This is a genomic window from Streptomyces sp. NPDC032161, assembly GCF_040636995.1.
Lineage (GTDB): Bacteria > Actinomycetota > Actinomycetes > Streptomycetales > Streptomycetaceae > Streptomyces.
In genome coordinates this window covers 124,086-140,251 of record NZ_JBEZVN010000003.1, presented here as the reverse complement: position 1 = coordinate 140,251, position 16,166 = coordinate 124,086, and the positions used below count along the sequence as shown (strand labels likewise).

Genomic DNA, 16,166 nt, shown 5'->3' with positions numbered 1-16,166 from the left:
CGGCTCAGCGGCCGGTGAGGGAGGAGGTGATCCCGGCCATGGAGAAGCCGGGTGTGCGCGTGATCGTGGAGGTCGGACCGCTGGGCGGCGTCGCCGCCGCGGCGGGCGTCGGCGCGAGGGCAGGCGCCGTGGCGGTCGATGCCGCAGCGATTGCGGAGGCGGGGAGCGAGAGCGCCGGGATCGATGTCGCGGAGGCCGGGGGCGCGGCGGTCCGGCGACCGGAGTGAACCGTCTCCGGACGGGACTGCAGCAACAGCAGGTTCTCCCCGTCGGGCAGATCGGCGTCGATGGCCCACTCGATGTCCTGCGGGGTGCCGTAGTGCTTCTCGGCCCGCTTGGCCATGACCGCGACCGCGCGCAGCTCGGCGTCGGACAGGCAGCGGACCGCGCGGCGCTCCGGCTCGACCTCTCGCTCGACCAGCCGGCCGGGCTGCGGGTCGGGCACCAGCTCGGCATGCTTGTCGCCGATGTGCTCGCGGACCACGGTGAGCATGATCTTGTCGAGCAGGATGTTGTCAGGGGTCACCTGTCCCGAGACGACCATCTCGCCGACCCCCCAGGAGGCGTCCACGACGACCTTGGAACGGTCGCCGTTCGAGGGGTCCAGGGTCATCGCGACACCGGCGGTGCGGGCGTTCACCATCTTCTGCACCGCGACCGCCATCGACAGATCGTCCTCGGGAATGCCCTTGCGCAGACGGTAGGTGATGGCGCGGCTGGTGTAGAGCGAGGCCCAGCAACGCCGGACGTGCTCACTGACCGCTTCGTAGCCGGTGAGCCACAGGTACGTGTCCTGCTGGCCGGCGAAGCTGGCCTCGGGCAGGTCCTCGGCCGTGGCGGACGAGCGGACCGCGACCGGCACCCCGGCCTCGAACCGTGACATCAGCTGCTCGTAGGCCTCGCCCAGGACGCCGTGCATGTCCTCGGGCACTTCGCGCGACTCGATCGCGTCCCGGATCCGCGCCGAGATCCGGTCGACGCACTCGACGTCGTCGGAGTCGATCTCGGCGAGGCGGGCGCGGATCTCGTCGCGCAGCCCGCTGCCGTCGACGAAGCGGTCGAAGGCGGCGGTGGTCACCGCGAAGCCGGGCGGCACCGGCATCCCCGCCGAGGTCATCGAGACCAGTGAGGCGCACTTGCCGCCGAGCAGTTCGAGCGAGGGCTCGTGCCCGCCGTCGAAGAAGACGATGAACTCACTCACGGGTCAGTCCTCCCAGGTGACGGGAACCGCGGCAGGGGCGCGGAAGGAGAGGTTGCGGCCGAAGCGGACGTCCGCGCCGTCGGCGAGGCGCAGAGCCGGTGCGAGGCGCGCGACCTCCTCCAGCGCGATCTTCGCCTGCAACTTGGCGAGCATGTTGCCCAGGCAGTAGTGGATCCCGTAGCCGAACGACAGGTGCTCGCGGGCGTTGGGGCGGCCGATGTCGAAGGACTCGCCGTCCTCGAACCGGGACGCGTCGCGGTTGGCGGAGCCCATGAGCAGCAGGATGTCGGCGCCCTTCGGGATCGCCACGCCGCCGATCTCGGTGTCGCGCAGCGCCCGTCGGCGCCAGCCGACGATGGACGGGCTGTAGCGCAGCACCTCGTCCACGGCGGCCGGGATACGCGCCGGGTCGTCGACCACGGCCCGCCACTGCTCGGGGTGGGAGAGCAGCACACGCAGCGCGTTGGAGATCAGGGTGGTGGTCGTCTCGTGGCCGGCGAAGAGGAGCGAGTAGCAGACCGAGGCGATCTCGTGGTCGCTGATCGGGTCGCCCTCGGCCTGCATCCTGACCATGTCGCCGACCAGGCTGTCCGGTGCGCTCTCGTGCGCCTCGGCGACCAGGCGCCGGCACTCGGCCCAGTACTCGACCAGGTTGCGGGCGTGCGGCGCCTGCTCCTCGTCGGTCAGGTCGCCCCAGGTCATCGCCGCGCGCGAGTCCGACCAGCGCTTGAAGGTGTCGATCATGCCGACGTCCGCGCCGATCAGGGTGAGGATGGTGATCGTGGGGACGTCGTAGGCGAGGTCCCGGAGCAGGTCGCCGCGGCGCTCCGGCCGGGCCAGCATCGCCTGGAGCAGCCGCACCACGTTGGCACGGATCCGGGGTTCGAGCACCTTGAACCGGCGCGGCGTGAACGCCTTCGCGGCCACCTTGCGGATCCGGGTGTGCTCCGGGGGGACCCGGGCGGAGAGGCCGGAGTAGGCGGTGAAGCCGCCCTCCTCCATGATCTGCCGGGCCTGTCGTCCTCGCTCGCGCACCGGGGCCTGGGCGTTCTCGGAGGAGAAGGTCTCCCAGTCCTCGAAGACGGCTTTGATGTCGTCGTAACGGCTCACGACCCAGTAGCCGATCCGCTCGTCGAACATCACCGGTTCCTGTGCACGCAGGGCCGCGTACGACGGGAACGGGTCGTCCTGTTCGAATGGTTCGTAGCCGTGGTGGACCGGACATGCCGGGGCAGTCCCGGCCGGGCTCCGAGTCGACGCCATTCCGCCTCCTGAGATGTGTGTCGTGTCGTGTGACGACCGCTTCATGGTGTCCTCGGCCACAGGGGCCGTCCAGGCGCAGCTTCCGTTGGACGGAAGCGGCTGTGTCCCGGATCAGCGGGGTTGCGGGGTGGCGCGGCGCGGTCGCAGGACCGGGGCAGGCTGCGGCCGCGCCGCGGCGGCCTCGATGCGCCGCGCGACGCCCCGCAGGGTCGGCAGGTGACGGGTCATGACGGCCCCTTGGCTCGACAGCATCACCAGGCCGATCGCGGCAGGATGCGGCTCCAGGCGGACCGGCACCGCGATCGAGCAGGAGCCCTCGCGGACCTCTTCCTGGGTGGTGGCGTAGCCCTCGTCGCGCACCTTGCGCAACTCGGCCGCGAGCCGGCCCGGGTTGACGTGCGTGTGCCGGGTCGGGGCCTCCAGGCGGTGCGCGAGATACGCCTCGCGCACCCACTCCTCCTCGTAGGCCAGCAGCACCTTGCCGACCGCCGTGGCGTGCAGCGGCAGCCGGCCGCCGACGCGCGAGGCCCGTGGAACCCGGGTCGATCCGTAGATCCGGTCGATGTAGAGCGCCTCGTCCCCGTCGCGGACGGCGAGGTGCGCGGTCTCGTGGGTGAGCGAGAACAGGTCCTGCAGGTGGGGACGGGCGGTGTCGCGCAGGTGGCGGCCGGCGTTCTGGGCGACCCCCCACAGGCGCAGGCCGACGATGTAGCGGCCGCGGTCGTCCCGTTCGAGGGCGCCCCACTCGACGAGTTCCGCGACGAGCCGGTGGGCGGTGGGCAGCGGCACGTCGGCGTACTTGGCCAGCTCGCTGAGCGACAGCGCGTGCTGACCGCCCTCGAAGGCGCCGAGCAGCGCGAGCACCTTGGTGGTCACGGTGCGGCCGTCACTGCGCACGGCGCCCTCCTCGGTCGCGGTGGGACGTCACGGTGATGACGCCACGGTGATCACATTGTCACGTGCGACGACACATGCCCCCCGCGAGCCCGTGTCGCGCGCCCGGCCCACGGCCGTCGGCCCGACGCGCTCGTGCGCGCAGCCGTCGGCCCCGCGTCGTCAGCCCAGCGCGACCCGTTGGGGAGTGCTGTCGATCCCCGCGACGGCGGCCAGGGCTCGGGCCATGGCGCGGGCCGTGTCGGTGAACAGGTGGTCGTGGACCCGGCTGCCGATCAGGACCAGCGCCTGTTCCCGGGTGAGCCCGAACCAGTCCATGATCGTGTCGATGCCGTGCGGTGTGAGCCGCCACAGCTTGTCGGCGTCCTTGACCAGCGAGTCGTTGAGCGACAGGGCGGCGGTGCGTGAGTCGTGACCGTCGACGATCTCGACGATCTCCGCGGTCCGGACCGGGTCGCGGCCGAGACGGGTGAGGATGTCCGCGGCGATGGCGGCGCCCTCCTTCTCGTGCCGCAGGACCAGGTCGGGCCGCCCGCCCCCGGGCCGGATCGCCTCCAGCACCTCCTCCTCCGGCACTCGCGACCAGCCGGTGTCGTGGAGGACGATCGCGGGCAGTACGACGTCGCGGTCCGCCTCGGGGTGCAGGTCGCACAGGGCGCGGGCGAGGCCGTAGGAGTAGGCGGTGTGACCGTCGTTGCCGCGTACGCGCAGGTGATCGACGGCCAGCCGCCACACGGCGTCGTCCTCCGTCCGCCAGCCGGCCGTGCCGGGGACGCCGGCGGCGTCGGGCAGATGGCCGGTGACGTCCTCGCCGAGCTGGTTGGTGACCGGGTGGAGGCGGGGCAGGGTCATGGTCAACGCCCTCCCGGCCAGCCGGTGTAGGCCTCGGCGAGGTACGTCGACCCCGCGGCCGATCCGGTCACCGAGGCCAGCTCGCCCTCCTGGCGCCGCACGTCGAAGGGGGTCGCGTCCGGCAGTGTGTGCAGCATCGTCGTCATCCAGTAGGAGAAGTGCTGGGCCTTCCACACCCGGTGCAGCGCCCGCTCGCCGTAGCTCGCCAACGGGGCCGGGTCGTCGGTGGCCAGCGCCCGCTCCAGCTCCCCGGCCAGCACCCTGACATCGGCGAGCGCGAGATTGAGCCCCTTGGCGCCGGTCGGCGGGACCGTGTGCGCGGCGTCGCCCGCGAGGACGAGGCGGCCGTGGTGCATCGGCTCCTGGACGAAGCTGCGGAACGGCAGCACGGTCCGCGAGGTGATCGGCCCCTCCTTGAGCGCGTGGCCGTTGGAGCCCAGGCGTGCCTGCAGCTCCGCCCAGATCCGGTCGTCGGACCAGGCGTCCGCGTCCTCGGCCGGATCGCACTGGAAGTACATCCGCTGCAGTGTCTCGGTGCGCTGGCTGATCAGTGCGAAGCCGCGGGGCGAGTGGTTGTAGATGAGTTCCGGTGCGCTCGGCGGTGCCTCGGTGAGGATGCCGAACCAGGCGAAGGGGTACTCGCGGAAGTACTGGCGCCGCTCGGCCTCCGGCACCATCCGGCGGCACAGGCTCCGCGAGCCGTCGGCACCGACCAGGAACTCGGTTCGGATCTCGTGAGCGGCCCCGTCGACGTCGGTGAACCGCATGACCGGCGCCGAGAGGAGGTTGTCGACCGAGACGTCGGTGACGCCGAAGCGTACGTCGCCGCCGTCGCGTTCGCGGGCGTCGGCGAGGTCGGTGAAGACGTCCTGCTGGGGGTAGAGGTACGTCGAGGCGCCGACCAGGCCGCGGAAGTCGATCCGGTGGCTGCCGCCGCCGAAGGCCATCTCGATGCCGTCGTGCCGGTAGCCGTCACGGTGCACACGGTCGGAGACACCGGTGCCGACCAGCAGGTCCACGGACTCCTGTTCGAGGATCCCGGCGCGGTGGGTCCGCTCGATCTCCTCGCGGCTGCGCAGGTCGATCGCGACGGATTCGATTCCGGCCCGCGCGAGCAGGTGGGAGAGCATGAGCCCGGCGGGACCGGCACCGACGATGCCGACCCGGGTGCGGGAGTGGATGGGCGGGAATGACATACGGCTCATTGTTCGGCGCTCCTGTCCGCCCCGGCCACGGCCGACTTCCGTCCAGCGGAAGTCGCTGTGGTGGAGGCCACTCGGGTCCGGCCGGGCGGCGGGTCCGCGGGGCCGGCGGCGGTACCGACGGCCCCGCGGGCGGGGATGGTTCGGCTCATGGGCGCGGGTCTCCTTCGAGTTCTTCGAGTACGCCGTTGGCCACGGCGAAGGCCGAGTTGGCCGCCGGGACGCCGCAGTAGATCGCGGCCTGCAGCAGCACCTCGCCGATCTCCGCCGCGGACAGGCCGTTGGCGCGGGCCGCGCGGACGTGCATGGCCAGTTCCTCGTGGTGGCCGAGCGCGACCAGGGCGGTGAGGGTGATGCAGCTGCGGGTGCGCCGGTCCAGCCCCGGACGGGTCCAGATCTCGCCCCAGGCGTACCGGGTGATCAGATCCTGGAACGGCTCGGTGAACGCGGTGGTGCCGGCCACTGCCCGGTCCACGTGCGCGTCGCCGAGGACGGCGCGGCGCACCCGCATACCGGCGGCGTGGGTCTCCTCGCGTGCCGCTCCCGCCGTGTCCGGGGCCGGGCCGAGGTGGGCGAGCAGCGCGGCGAGCACGCGCTGCGGCTGTTCGGCGGGGGCGAGGTGGGCGGCCCCGGGGATCTCCACCAGGGTCGCGCCGGGAATGCCGTCGGCGAGTTCCCGGGCCTTGACCGGCGGGGTGGCCAGGTCCTCGCGTCCGCCCACGACGAGCGTGGGCACGCCGATCCGCCCCAGCTCGGCGCGCAGGTCGAATCCGGCCAGGGCGTCGCAGCAGGCGGCGTAGCCCTCCCGGTCGCAGGTCCGTTGGTCCTCGACCAGGGCGGCGGCGGTCGGCGTCCCGGTGAAGACCGGGGTGAACCAGCGGGCGGGCGCGTCGGCGACGAGCCGGGCCAGCCCCTCCGTGCGCACCAGCGCGGCCCGCGCCTGCCAGGCCGCCGGCTCGGCGAAGCGGGCCGCGGAGCAGACGACCGTCAGCGATGCCACCCGCTCGGGGTGGTGGACGGCCAGCCAGGTGCCGATCGCACCGCCGAGCGAGACCCCCGCGTAGGCGAACCGTTCGACGCCGAGCGCGTCGGCGAGGGCGAGCACCAGCGCGCCGAGGTCGGCCACGGCGGTGTGCCCGGGTTCGAGGTCCGCCAGCACGGAAGCGGGCGTGCCGCCGTGGCCCGGGAGGTCCCAGCGGATCACCCGGTGTCGCCGCGACAGCGCCGGGACGAGTGCCTCCCACAGCTTCAGGGAGGTGCCCAGGGACGGGCCGAGGAACAGCGGGGGAGCGTTGTCGCACCCGTCGATGCGGTGGTGGAGCAGCGTGGTCGACGCCTGCGGTGACGTCATGGCAGGTCCTCGGAGCAGTCGTGGTGGTGGTGCCCCGGGCCGCGGCGCAGGGCTCGGTCGGTGAGCGGCGCGGCGGCGCCGAGGTAGCCGGTCGGGTCGAGCAGGTCCCGCAGCCGCTTCGGGGCGAGCAGGCCGGCGAGTGCCGGATCCTCCTCCAGCGCCTCGTCCAGGCCCAGGCCCGCGGCTGCGGCGGCCCGAGAGGCACGGGTGAGCAGGCTGCGCGCCTCGGTCCGGCCGACCAGCGGTTCGAAGGCGGCGACGAGGCGCTCGGAGACGATCAGCCCTTCCGTCAGTTCGAGGTGGGCGCGCATCCGGTAGTCGGCCACCCGCAGTCCGGAGACCATTCCGGCGGCGTCCCGGGCCGCTCCGCCGACCAGGCGCAGGGCTTCGCGCAGGGTTTCCCACTCGGCGTGCCAGGCACCGGCCGGCCGCTCGTCCTCGGCGGCCATGGAGCCGAGGAGCACCGCTGCGAGCTGCGGCAGGCGGCGCGCGGCGGCGGCGATGAGCGTGGCCCGGACCGGGTTGGACTTGTGCGGCATGGCCGACGAGCCGCCGCCGCTGCCTTCCGCGACCTCGGCGATCTCCGTGCGGGAGAGCACCAGCACATCGGCGGCGATCTTGCCGAGCGCGCCGCCGACCAGGGCCAGCGCCGCGCCCAGGTCCGCGACGGGCATGCGCAGCACGTGCCACGGCAGCAGCGGCTCGGCGAGCCCCAGCTGCCGCGCGTACCGGGCGGAGAGCGGCAGCGCCTGTTCCCCGAAGGCCGCCAGCGTGCCTGCGGCGCCGCCCAGTTGGGCGGGCAGCGGGACGGCGGCGAGCCGGTCCCTGGCGTCGAGGACCAGGTGTCGCCAGCCGGCTGCCTTCAGTCCGAAGGTGGTCGGTACGGCGTGCTGGGTGAGCGTGCGGCCGGGCATCGGTGTGTCGCGGTGCGCGGCGGCGAGCCCGGCCAGCGTCGCGGCGGCACGGTCCAGGTCGGCCAGGATCAGCCGCCGGGCGCGGGCGGCCACCAGCATCAGTGCGGAGTCGAGGATGTCCTGGCTGGTCGCGCCTCTGTGGATGTGGTCGGCGGCGCTCGGGACGGCCGCGGTGAGGTCCGCGACCAGCGGGATCACCGGATTGCCCCCGCCCCCGGCCCGCAGCGCGAGCGAGCGGGCGTCGAAGTGCTCGGCGCGCGCGGCCGCGGTGACGGCGTCGGCGGCCTCGGTGGGCGCGAGGCCGAGTTGGGCCTGCGCCCGCGTCAGTGCCGCCTCGGCGTCGAGCATGGCCTGGAGGAAGCCGTGGTCGCCGGTCGCGGCCTCGACCGGCGAACCGGCCCGGCCGGGCGCCAGCAGGCCGACGTCGGCGGGCATGTCAGCGGAAGTCAAGGAAGACCGTCTCCTCTCCCGGGCCTCCTTGCAGGCGGATGTCGAAGCGGTGGACACCGTCGCGTTCCCGCACCGCCAGCAGCGTCGCGCGCCGGTCGGCCGACAGACCGCGGAGCAGCGCGTCGTCCTCGTGGCCCGGCAGATAGGCGCGGGTGTGCAGATGGTGCAGCAGGCCGCGGGCGAAGACCACGACACCGAGGTAGGGCGCGTCGGCGGGCGGCGGAAGCGTGCGCAGCGTGTAGTGGCCGTCGGTGTCCACGACGACGCGGCCGAAGCCGGTGAAGTCCACCCCGTGACGGCCGAGGACCGCGCCGGTGACGGGGTCGCGGCGCATCGAGCCCGGCGCACCGGCCCGTGAACCCTCCGGGCTCGCCTGCCAGAACTCCAGCAGCGCGTCGGGGACGGGCCGCCCCTCGCCGTCCAGCACATGTCCGTGCAGGGTCACGGCCCGCGGGTCGCCGACCGGTGCGACGTCCCCGCCGCCCGCGAACGGCAGGGCGTACCCGAAGAAGGGGCCCACGGTCTGAGAGGGCGTGACGCCCCTCGTGGTCGTCCGGGTGCTCACGTGACTGCTCACCTGTCCTCGTCCTCCTGCTGCTCGGTCCAGGTGGCCCCGGGGCCGTCGAGGACGATGTCGAAGCGGTAGCCCAGCGACCATTCGGGCCTGGACAGGTCGTGGACGTATGCGGCGACCAGCCGCTCGCGGGCCGCCGGGTCGGTGATGGACTGGTAGATCGGGTCGTGGGCGAAGAGCGGGTCTCCCGGGAAGTACATCTGGGTGATCAGGCGCTGGGTGAACGCGGTGCCGAAGAGCGAGAAGTGGATGTGCGCCGGACGCCAGGCGTTGAGGTGGTTGCGCCACGGGTACGCGCCCGGCTTGACGGTGGTGAACGCGTAGCCGCCCTGATCATCCGTCAGGCAGCGTCCGACACCGGTGAAGTTGGGGTCCAGCGGTGCCGGGTGCTGGTCGCGCTGGTGGGCGTAGCGACCGGAGGCGTTGGCCTGCCAGATCTCCACGAGCTGGCCGCGCACGGGGCGTCCGTCGCGGTCGAGCACCCGGCCGGTGACGGTGATGCGCTCGCCCAGCGGCTCGCCGGAGTGCCGGCGGGTCAGATCACTGTCCAGTGTGGTCACGTCGGTGTGCCCGAAGACCGGGCCGGTCAGCTCGACGGCCTCCGGGTCCTCGACCGCGACCAGCGGCTGGGTGGGGTGACGCAGCAGTGTGCTGCGGTAGGGGGCGTACGAACGGGACGGGTGGGCGCCGCCGTCCGGTCGGACCGCCGCCATCTCGGCGTCGATCAGGCTCTGCTCGATGAGTTGGCTCATCTCCCTTGTCCTTTCTACGGGTTCAGCGCTCGAGTACGAGGGCGAGGCCCTGCCCGACGCCGATGCACAGCGTGGCGAGCCCGGTGCCCGAGCCGTGGGCGGCGAGCTGGTGGGCGACGGAGCCGACGAGGCGGGCACCGGAGGCTCCGAGAGGGTGGCCGACGGCGATCGCGCCGCCGCGCGGGTTGACCTTGGCCGGGTCCAGCTCGGGCAGTTCCGCGAGGCAGCCCAGGGCCTGGGCGGCGAACGCCTCGTTCAGCTCCACGGTGAGCAGGTCGTCGAAGCCGAGCCCGGCCCGCTCCAGGGCGCGGCGGCCGGCCTCGACCGGTCCGAGGCCGAACCACTGGGGTTCGATCGCGCCGACCGCGCCCGCGCGGATCCGTGCCAGCGGTTCGCGGCCGAGTCCGGCCAGCGCGTGCTCGCCGACCAGGAGCAGGGCCGCGGCGCCGTCGTTGAGCGGGGAGGCGTTCCCGGCGGTCACCGTGCCCTCGGGGAGGAAGGCGGGCTTCAGGCGTGCCATCGACTCGGGCGTGCCGCCGTCGCGGACGCACTCGTCGCGCGGCAGGTCCACCCCGTCGACCGGGACGATCTCGGCGTCGAGCAGGCCGTCCCGCCAGGCGCGCGACGCCTTCTCGTGGCTGGCGAGCGCGAAGAGGTCCTGCTCCTCGCGGCTGATCGCGTGCTTGGCGGCGATCAGCTCGGCACTCTCGCCGAGCGGTATGGTCCACTCGGTCGGCATGAGCCGGTTGACCATCCGCCAGCCGAGCGTGGTCGAGTGGAGCTCCTGGTGCCCGGCGGGGAAGCCGCGCTCGGGCTTGGGCAGCACCCACGGGGCTCGGCTCATGGACTCCACGCCGCCGGCGACGACGATGTCCGCGTCGCCGACGCGGATGGCGCGCACCGCCTGGATCACCGCCTCCAGGCCGGAGCCGCAGAGCCGGTTGACGGTCACGCCGGGCACACCGACGGGCAGTCCGGCCAGCAGCACGGCCATCCGGGCGACGTTGCGGTTCTCCTCGCCCGCGCCGTTGGCGTTGCCGAGCACGACGTCGCCGATCCGGGTGGGGTCCAGCTGCGGGGTGCGTGCCAGCAGTGCCGCGATCACGCGGGCGGCCAGGTCGTCCGGACGGACGCCCGACAGGGCCCCGGCGTACCTGCCGAACGGGGTGCGCACGGCGTCGACCACGTAGACGTCAGTGATCCGCTCGGACATGCTCACGGCTCCTTCGGGTGCAGTACCTCGGCGGCGGTGCGCTCCCGCAGCTTGTCGGCCGTGACGCCCGGGGCGAGCTCGACCAGGCGCAGTCCGTCCTCGGTGACGTCGAGGACGCCGAGGTCGGTGATGACGCGGTCGACGCAGCGGCGGCCGGTCAGCGGCAGGGTGCAGTCGGCGACGATCTTCGCGCTGCCGTCCTTGGCGGTGTGTTCCATCACGACGACGACCTTGCGGGCGCCGTGGACCAGGTCCATCGCGCCGCCCATGCCCTTGATCATCTTGCCCGGGACGGCCCAGTTCGCCAGGTCCCCGCGGGCGGAGACCTGCATCGCGCCCAGCACCGCGACGTCGATGTGACCGCCGCGGATCATGCCGAAGGAGAGGGCGGAGTCGAAGAAGGACGCGCCGGGGACGACGGTGACGGTCTCCTTGCCCGCGTTGATCAGGTCGGGGTCGACCCGGTCCTCGGTCGGGTAGGGGCCGACGCCGAGGATGCCGTTCTCGGACTGCAGTACCACGTCGACGCCCTCGGGCAGGTGGTTCGGGATCAGCGTCGGCAGGCCGATGCCGAGGTTGACGTAGGCGCCGTCGGGCAGTTCACGGGCGGCTCGGGCGGCCATCTCGTCTCGGGTCCAGCTCATCGGGCCGTCGCTCCCGTCTCGCTCACGGTCTTCTTCTCGATCCCCTTGGCCGCGGCCTGCCGCGGCGTCAGCTCCACCACCCGCTGCACGAAGACGCCGGGCAGATGCACCTCGTCCGGGTGGATCGCGCCGGGCTCGACCAGTTCCTCCACCTCGGCGATCGTGATCCGGCCGGCCATCGCGGCGAGCGGGTTGAAGTTGCGCGAGGTCTTGCCGAAGACGAGGTTGCCGTGGCGGTCGCCCTTCGCGGCGCGCACCAGCGCGAAGTCGGTCGTGATGCCGCGCTCCAGGACGTGGGCGCGGCCGTCGTACTCGCGTACCTCCTTGGCGGGCGAGGCCACCGCCACGCTGCCGTCCGCGTGGTAGCGCCACGGCAGTCCGCCCTCGGCGACCAGGGTGCCGACGCCGGCGGGGGTGAAAAAGGCGGGGATGCCCGCGCCCCCCGCCCGCAGCCGCTCGGCCAGCGTGCCCTGCGGAGTGAGCTCCAGCTCCAGCTCACCGGAGAGGTAGCGGCGGGAGAACTCCTTGTTGTCACCCACGTACGAGCCGGTGACCCGGACGATCCGGTCGGCCGCGAGCAGGATGCCCAGCCCGCCGCCGTCCACGCCGCAGTTGTTGGAGACCACGCTCAGGCCCCCGGTGCCCTGCTGGTGCAGGGCCCGGATGAGGACGTCCGGGACGCCGCTCAGCCCGAAGCCGCCTACGGCCAGCGAGGAGCCGTGACCGATGTCGGCCACGGCCTCGTCGGCCGATCGCATCACCTTGTCCATGTCTTCGCCCTTGTCCTCGTCGGCCTCGCCGCGGCCTGCCCGTACGCGGCCGTGTTCGCCTGATGAACTATTCTTCATCTGCTGTGGTGCAGCGAGTTTCGATGCAGTCATCGCGCCTGTCAAGGCCCCGTCCCCGATCGGTGCGTCCGAAGGGCGCCGAACGGAGGTACGGTTCGGATTCGAGGAGGGACCATGCCGCCGACCACCGCCGACTCGTCCGTCGGGCCGCTCGAACGCGGGCTCGCCGTCCTGCGCGCGCTCGCCCAGGCCCCCCGGGCACGGTTGCGGCCCAGCGAACTGGTCACCCTGACCGGCCTGACCCGGTCCCCCGTGGACCGGATCGCGACCACCCTGGTCCGGCTCGGGTACCTGCGCGAGGACGACAGGGAACTGGTGCTCGCACCCCGGCTGATGGAGCTCGGCCTCGCCTATCTGCACAGCAGCGGCATCCCCGAGGCGCTCGGGCCGCTGGCCGAAGCGCTCGCCGACGAGCTGGACGAGTCCGTCTCACTGGCCGTCCCCGACGGCGACGCGGTGCGCTTCGTCGTGCAGAGCAACCGCCGACGCACGCTCTCCGTCTCCTTCCGCGTCGGCGACGCGCTGCCCGCCGAGCGCTGCGCCCCCGGCGAACTCTTCGCCGCCGACTGGGACGCTCAGCAGTACACGGAGTGGCAGGCCCGGGCCCAGGCCGACCCGCACGACGCGGGCTTCCCGGCCGTGCCGCCTCCCCGACCGCTCCGGGCCCGGCCGACCGAGGCGGAGCTGCGCGCCCGCGTGGCCGAGGCGCGCGAGAACGGCTGGGTGCTCGACGACCAGCGGATCGAACCCGGCCTGGTCGCCGTCGCCGTCCCCGTGCGCGACCAGGAGGGGCGCGTGGTCTGCGCGTTGAGCGTCGTCAGCCACACCAGCCGCCATTCGGCGGAGGGGCTGCGCGACTTCGCCCTGGACCGGATGCGGAACACGGCCGAGCGGATGAGCCGCGCCCTCACCGAACTCGACGTCGGGCCACCGGCCCGGACGCCGGACCGGGACCACTCCCTGGACGCCAAGAGGGAGTTGGGGCCGGAGTACCTGCAATCACTGGCCCGAGGCCTGTCCGTGCTGGCCGTTCTCGACCGCCCGGCCGGAATGACGCTCTCCGCCGTGGCCGAGGCCACCGCCCTGCCCCGAGCCACGGCCCGGCGCTCACTGCTGACACTGGAGCAGCTCGGTTACGTCGCCATCGACGCGGACGGCCGCCGGTTCACTCCGCTGCCCCGGGTGCTCGACCTCGGCTACTCGCCCCTGTCCGCACTCTCGCTCGCGGAGTTGGCGCAGCCCCACCTGACCACGCTGGTCCGTGAGTTGCACGAGTCCGCCTCGGTCGCCGTGCTGGACGGCGACGACGTGCGCTACATCGCCCGCGCCGCGGCCGGGCGGATCATGAGCGTAGCGATCACGGTCGGTACGCGCTTTCCCGCGCACGCGACCTCACTCGGCCGGGTGCTGCTCGCCGGACTCCCGAACGAGCGCCGCGCCCAATGGCTGCGCAACCCACACCTCAAGCCGTTCACCGATCACACCGTCACCCGTGCGGACCGCCTCACCGCCGTCCTGGAGCAGGCAGCACACGACGGCTTCGCGCTGGTGGACCAGGAGCTGGAGGAGGGCCTGCGCTCGATCGCCGTCCCACTCCTGGGACGCGACGGGCAGGTGATCGCCGCGGCCAACGTCTCGCTCCACGCCGGCCGCACCTCCGCCGACGAGGCCCTCAGGACCGTGCTGCCCGCCCTGCGCGCCGCGGCCGAGCGGATCAGCGCCGACGTCGCCCTGGTCTCCGACGTGCATCCGCTGCCATTCGCCTGAGCCCGACCCTGTCGCGGATCTCGGCCGCCGTCGTGTCGGCCGGCGGCCCGACAGGAACGCGGGCGCGGGACGCCGTCCCCCCTCACCTCGGTTCCCGCGCCTGACGAGGATGTCGCCGGTTTCCTTCTGCTCACGGTCGGCGGCCGAGGGCGCAGCCGCTTCGGCCCCCTCGACCGTGACGAACGGTCAGGACGAAACGGCTGCCGCCGATCCGCAGCCCGCCGCCGAACGGGCCCGTGCCCGGGGCGGACCGATGCCGGCACGCGGTACGCCTGGAACGCCCCGGTGAATTCGTGGCGAGGCGATGAAGGCGTTGTGCCCGGTCGCTGCCTCGGTTCGCGAGAACCGAGGCGGCGACCGGGCGGGTCGGTCCGCAGGTGGGCGCGTCGGGGCTGTCCGGGCGCGGCGCGGTTCCGCGGCGGAGGGCCACGGTGGTACGGCAGCCGGTGATCCGGCGCCGACGATCGCGCCGTCGGACTCCCGGACACCGCGCGGTGTCCGGGACTGCCGGACAGTCGGCCGCGATCAGCCGGTGATCGCGTTCAGCAAGGGCAGATATCCTTCGCTGTGCCCGGCCTTGTTGGGGTGGTATGACTCGTTGATCTTGTCCCACTCCAGGCTTGTCACCCAGGCCTGACCCTTGGAGCAGATCGTGTGCGGGTCGAACGCGGTACGCGGGTCGAGGAAGGTGAACCCGGCCTTTCCGGCTTCGGACGCCAGAACCGAGTCGAGGGTGTCGGACCCCGAATTGAGTGCCGTCCGCTCGCGGTCGCTCAGCCCGAGAATGCCGCACGTGCCGCCGATCGTGTAAAGGCGGGGGTAGCCCACGACCACGACCTTGGCGTTCGGTGCCTTTGCCCGAATCGACGCGTACGTGCTCGCCAGAGCGCCCGGCAGACTGCTGGTCGCGGCGGCCTTCGCGGCCTCCACTCCGGCAATGCAGTCCTTGTCGTCGATGGTGAGGATGCAGTTCTTCAGCACCTCGACGAAGCCGACGTCGTTGCCGCCCACGTGCACCGTCACCAGTGTGGTGTCCGCGGTGAGCTGCGGAACCTGTTGGCTTGTCAGATCCGCAGTGGTCGCGCCGGAGCACGACGCCTCGACGAAGGAGTACGAGGGGTGCTGTTGGGCCCACAGCCGAGGGTACGTCGACGGGCCTCGACGACACGGGTCGTCAGGGTTGTCGTATTCGCGTGTGCCGGGCGCGACGGCATACGAGTCGCCGAGTGCCACATACTTGCCGGCGGCAGTCGGTTCTGCGTCGGCGGCGTACGCACCCGGGGCCGCGAGGCAAACGGCAGCCAGCGCGAGGGAGAGCGACGCGAGGCACGTGCGAGCTCTTGACGAGCGCATGTTTCACTCCTGGAGTGTGTGAGGTTGCTGGGAGACCGGCCGGAGCAGGCGGAGCGCCGGTGCAGTGTGGTGAACGGGGGTGAGCCCCGGCGGGCGCAGGAATCCGATCGGTTGGAGCACTTGAGGAGCGTCAGCCCTGGACTTCTGCGATCAGGGCGAGGGCTTTCGCCTCGCTCTCGTCGTACCGGTCCGGGAACGCCGATCGCTGCACGCTCTGGGCCAGTTCGCCTGCTGTGAAGCCGGGGTTGTCGGCGTCGTTCGGAATGGCCTGATCCAGGAACGCGTTGGTGGCGTGCACCGGGTCCATGCACTCTTCCGGGGTGCCCCAGCCCTGACTCGGGCGCTGCTGGAAGACGCCGAGCGAGTCGCGGTCGCCACAGGCCAGGTTGTTCATGTGGGACTCCACCCAGCCCGTCTCGAACGCGGCGAGCAGCACCTTGTCGGTGACGCCGCGCTCGACCGCTGCCCGGTACACGGTCAGGGTGATGTCCGGGTCACGGTCTGCCGGAACGGCGCAGCGGGAGTCGAGGAGTTCGGCGTTCGCGTGGTGACGGGGGGTGTCGGCGGCATCTGCGGAAGCGACCCCCGCGGTCACGTTCCCCGCGAGCAGAACCCCCGCTGCCAGGCCGATCGCCGCGCGCGTGAATGACTTGGGTAACCTTGAACTCGACTTTTTGGGCAGGCTGGACATTGAAATGTCTCCTTCTGGCTCCCGCCTCAAAGCAGCCGAAGTGGAAGCCATTTTCGTGGGGGGTACGCCAATTTGGCGGAGGGACCGTATCTCGACTGGCGTGTACGCGTCAATGCGAAAGGTTGTCGAGGGTATTCGATCAGTCGGGGATGGCGGTTTTCCTACCCTCGGCTTCCGTCGGGCCGGATCCGGTGATC

At 72.6% G+C, this 16,166-nt stretch carries 15 protein-coding genes; 1 reads left to right on the top strand and 14 read right to left on the bottom strand.

From position 1 onward, the window contains the following. Positions 1 to 4: 4 nt before the first annotated feature. The 12 genes from AB0E67_RS10980 to AB0E67_RS10925 form a co-directional block, all read right to left on the bottom strand. A complete protein-coding gene (locus tag AB0E67_RS10980; RefSeq protein ID WP_362023938.1) occupies positions 5 to 1,201 on the bottom strand; it encodes a PEP/pyruvate-binding domain-containing protein in 1,197 nt (398 codons plus the stop codon). Positions 1,202 to 1,204: 3 nt separating this feature from the next. Continuing rightward, positions 1,205 to 2,464, bottom strand: a complete 1,260-nt coding sequence (locus AB0E67_RS10975) for a cytochrome P450 (protein ID WP_362023936.1) — start codon at positions 2,462 to 2,464, stop codon at positions 1,205 to 1,207. Positions 2,465 to 2,575: 111 nt separating this feature from the next. After that, complete coding sequence (locus tag AB0E67_RS10970; protein WP_362023933.1) at positions 2,576 to 3,361, bottom strand: IclR family transcriptional regulator; 786 nt, start codon at positions 3,359 to 3,361, stop codon at positions 2,576 to 2,578. 159 nt (positions 3,362 to 3,520) lie between these two features. After that, the gene (locus tag AB0E67_RS10965; RefSeq protein ID WP_362023930.1) at positions 3,521 to 4,210 is read right to left on the bottom strand and encodes an HD domain-containing protein; all 690 of its coding nucleotides are present in this window, start codon (positions 4,208 to 4,210) and stop codon (positions 3,521 to 3,523) included. A 2-nt stretch (positions 4,211 to 4,212) separates the two neighbouring features. Beyond that, positions 4,213 to 5,406, bottom strand: coding sequence for a 4-hydroxybenzoate 3-monooxygenase (locus tag AB0E67_RS10960; protein WP_362023928.1), 1,194 nt, complete (start codon positions 5,404 to 5,406; stop codon positions 4,213 to 4,215). Between the two features lie 154 nt (positions 5,407 to 5,560). Further along, on the bottom strand, positions 5,561 to 6,763 hold the full coding sequence (gene pcaD / locus AB0E67_RS10955) for a 3-oxoadipate enol-lactonase (RefSeq protein ID WP_362023925.1): 1,203 nt from the start codon (positions 6,761 to 6,763) through the stop codon (positions 5,561 to 5,563). Continuing rightward, positions 6,760 to 8,127, bottom strand: a complete 1,368-nt coding sequence (pcaB, locus tag AB0E67_RS10950; protein WP_362023922.1) for a 3-carboxy-cis,cis-muconate cycloisomerase — start codon at positions 8,125 to 8,127, stop codon at positions 6,760 to 6,762. Before pcaB ends, pcaD begins: the two co-directional genes overlap by 4 nt. Next, entirely contained in the window at positions 8,114 to 8,704 is a 591-nt protein-coding gene (gene pcaG, locus AB0E67_RS10945; protein ID WP_362023919.1) for a protocatechuate 3,4-dioxygenase subunit alpha, read from the bottom strand. Before pcaG ends, pcaB begins: the two co-directional genes overlap by 14 nt. Next, positions 8,701 to 9,414: a protocatechuate 3,4-dioxygenase subunit beta gene (pcaH, locus tag AB0E67_RS10940; RefSeq protein WP_362024640.1), complete on the bottom strand. Its 714-nt coding sequence runs from the start codon at positions 9,412 to 9,414 to the stop codon at positions 8,701 to 8,703. Before pcaH ends, pcaG begins: the two co-directional genes overlap by 4 nt. A gap of 61 nt (positions 9,415 to 9,475) precedes the next feature. Next, positions 9,476 to 10,666, bottom strand: a complete 1,191-nt coding sequence (locus AB0E67_RS10935) for a thiolase family protein (RefSeq protein ID WP_362023916.1) — start codon at positions 10,664 to 10,666, stop codon at positions 9,476 to 9,478. A gap of 2 nt (positions 10,667 to 10,668) precedes the next feature. Further along, positions 10,669 to 11,310: a CoA transferase subunit B gene (locus AB0E67_RS10930; protein ID WP_362023914.1), complete on the bottom strand. Its 642-nt coding sequence runs from the start codon at positions 11,308 to 11,310 to the stop codon at positions 10,669 to 10,671. Beyond that, complete coding sequence (locus tag AB0E67_RS10925; RefSeq protein WP_362024637.1) at positions 11,307 to 12,080, bottom strand: CoA transferase subunit A; 774 nt, start codon at positions 12,078 to 12,080, stop codon at positions 11,307 to 11,309. Before AB0E67_RS10925 ends, AB0E67_RS10930 begins: the two co-directional genes overlap by 4 nt. 192 nt (positions 12,081 to 12,272) lie before the next feature. Between AB0E67_RS10925 and AB0E67_RS10920 the strand changes: the two genes are divergently transcribed. Beyond that, a complete protein-coding gene (locus AB0E67_RS10920) occupies positions 12,273 to 13,925 on the top strand; it encodes an IclR family transcriptional regulator C-terminal domain-containing protein (RefSeq protein WP_362023911.1) in 1,653 nt (550 codons plus the stop codon). 525 nt (positions 13,926 to 14,450) lie between these two features. Here the strand turns inward: AB0E67_RS10920 and AB0E67_RS10915 are convergent. After that, a complete protein-coding gene (locus tag AB0E67_RS10915) occupies positions 14,451 to 15,278 on the bottom strand; it encodes an SGNH/GDSL hydrolase family protein (protein WP_362023909.1) in 828 nt (275 codons plus the stop codon). A gap of 130 nt (positions 15,279 to 15,408) precedes the next feature. After that, positions 15,409 to 15,969: a hypothetical protein gene (locus AB0E67_RS10910; RefSeq protein ID WP_362023908.1), complete on the bottom strand. Its 561-nt coding sequence runs from the start codon at positions 15,967 to 15,969 to the stop codon at positions 15,409 to 15,411. Positions 15,970 to 16,166: the final 197 nt, after the last annotated feature.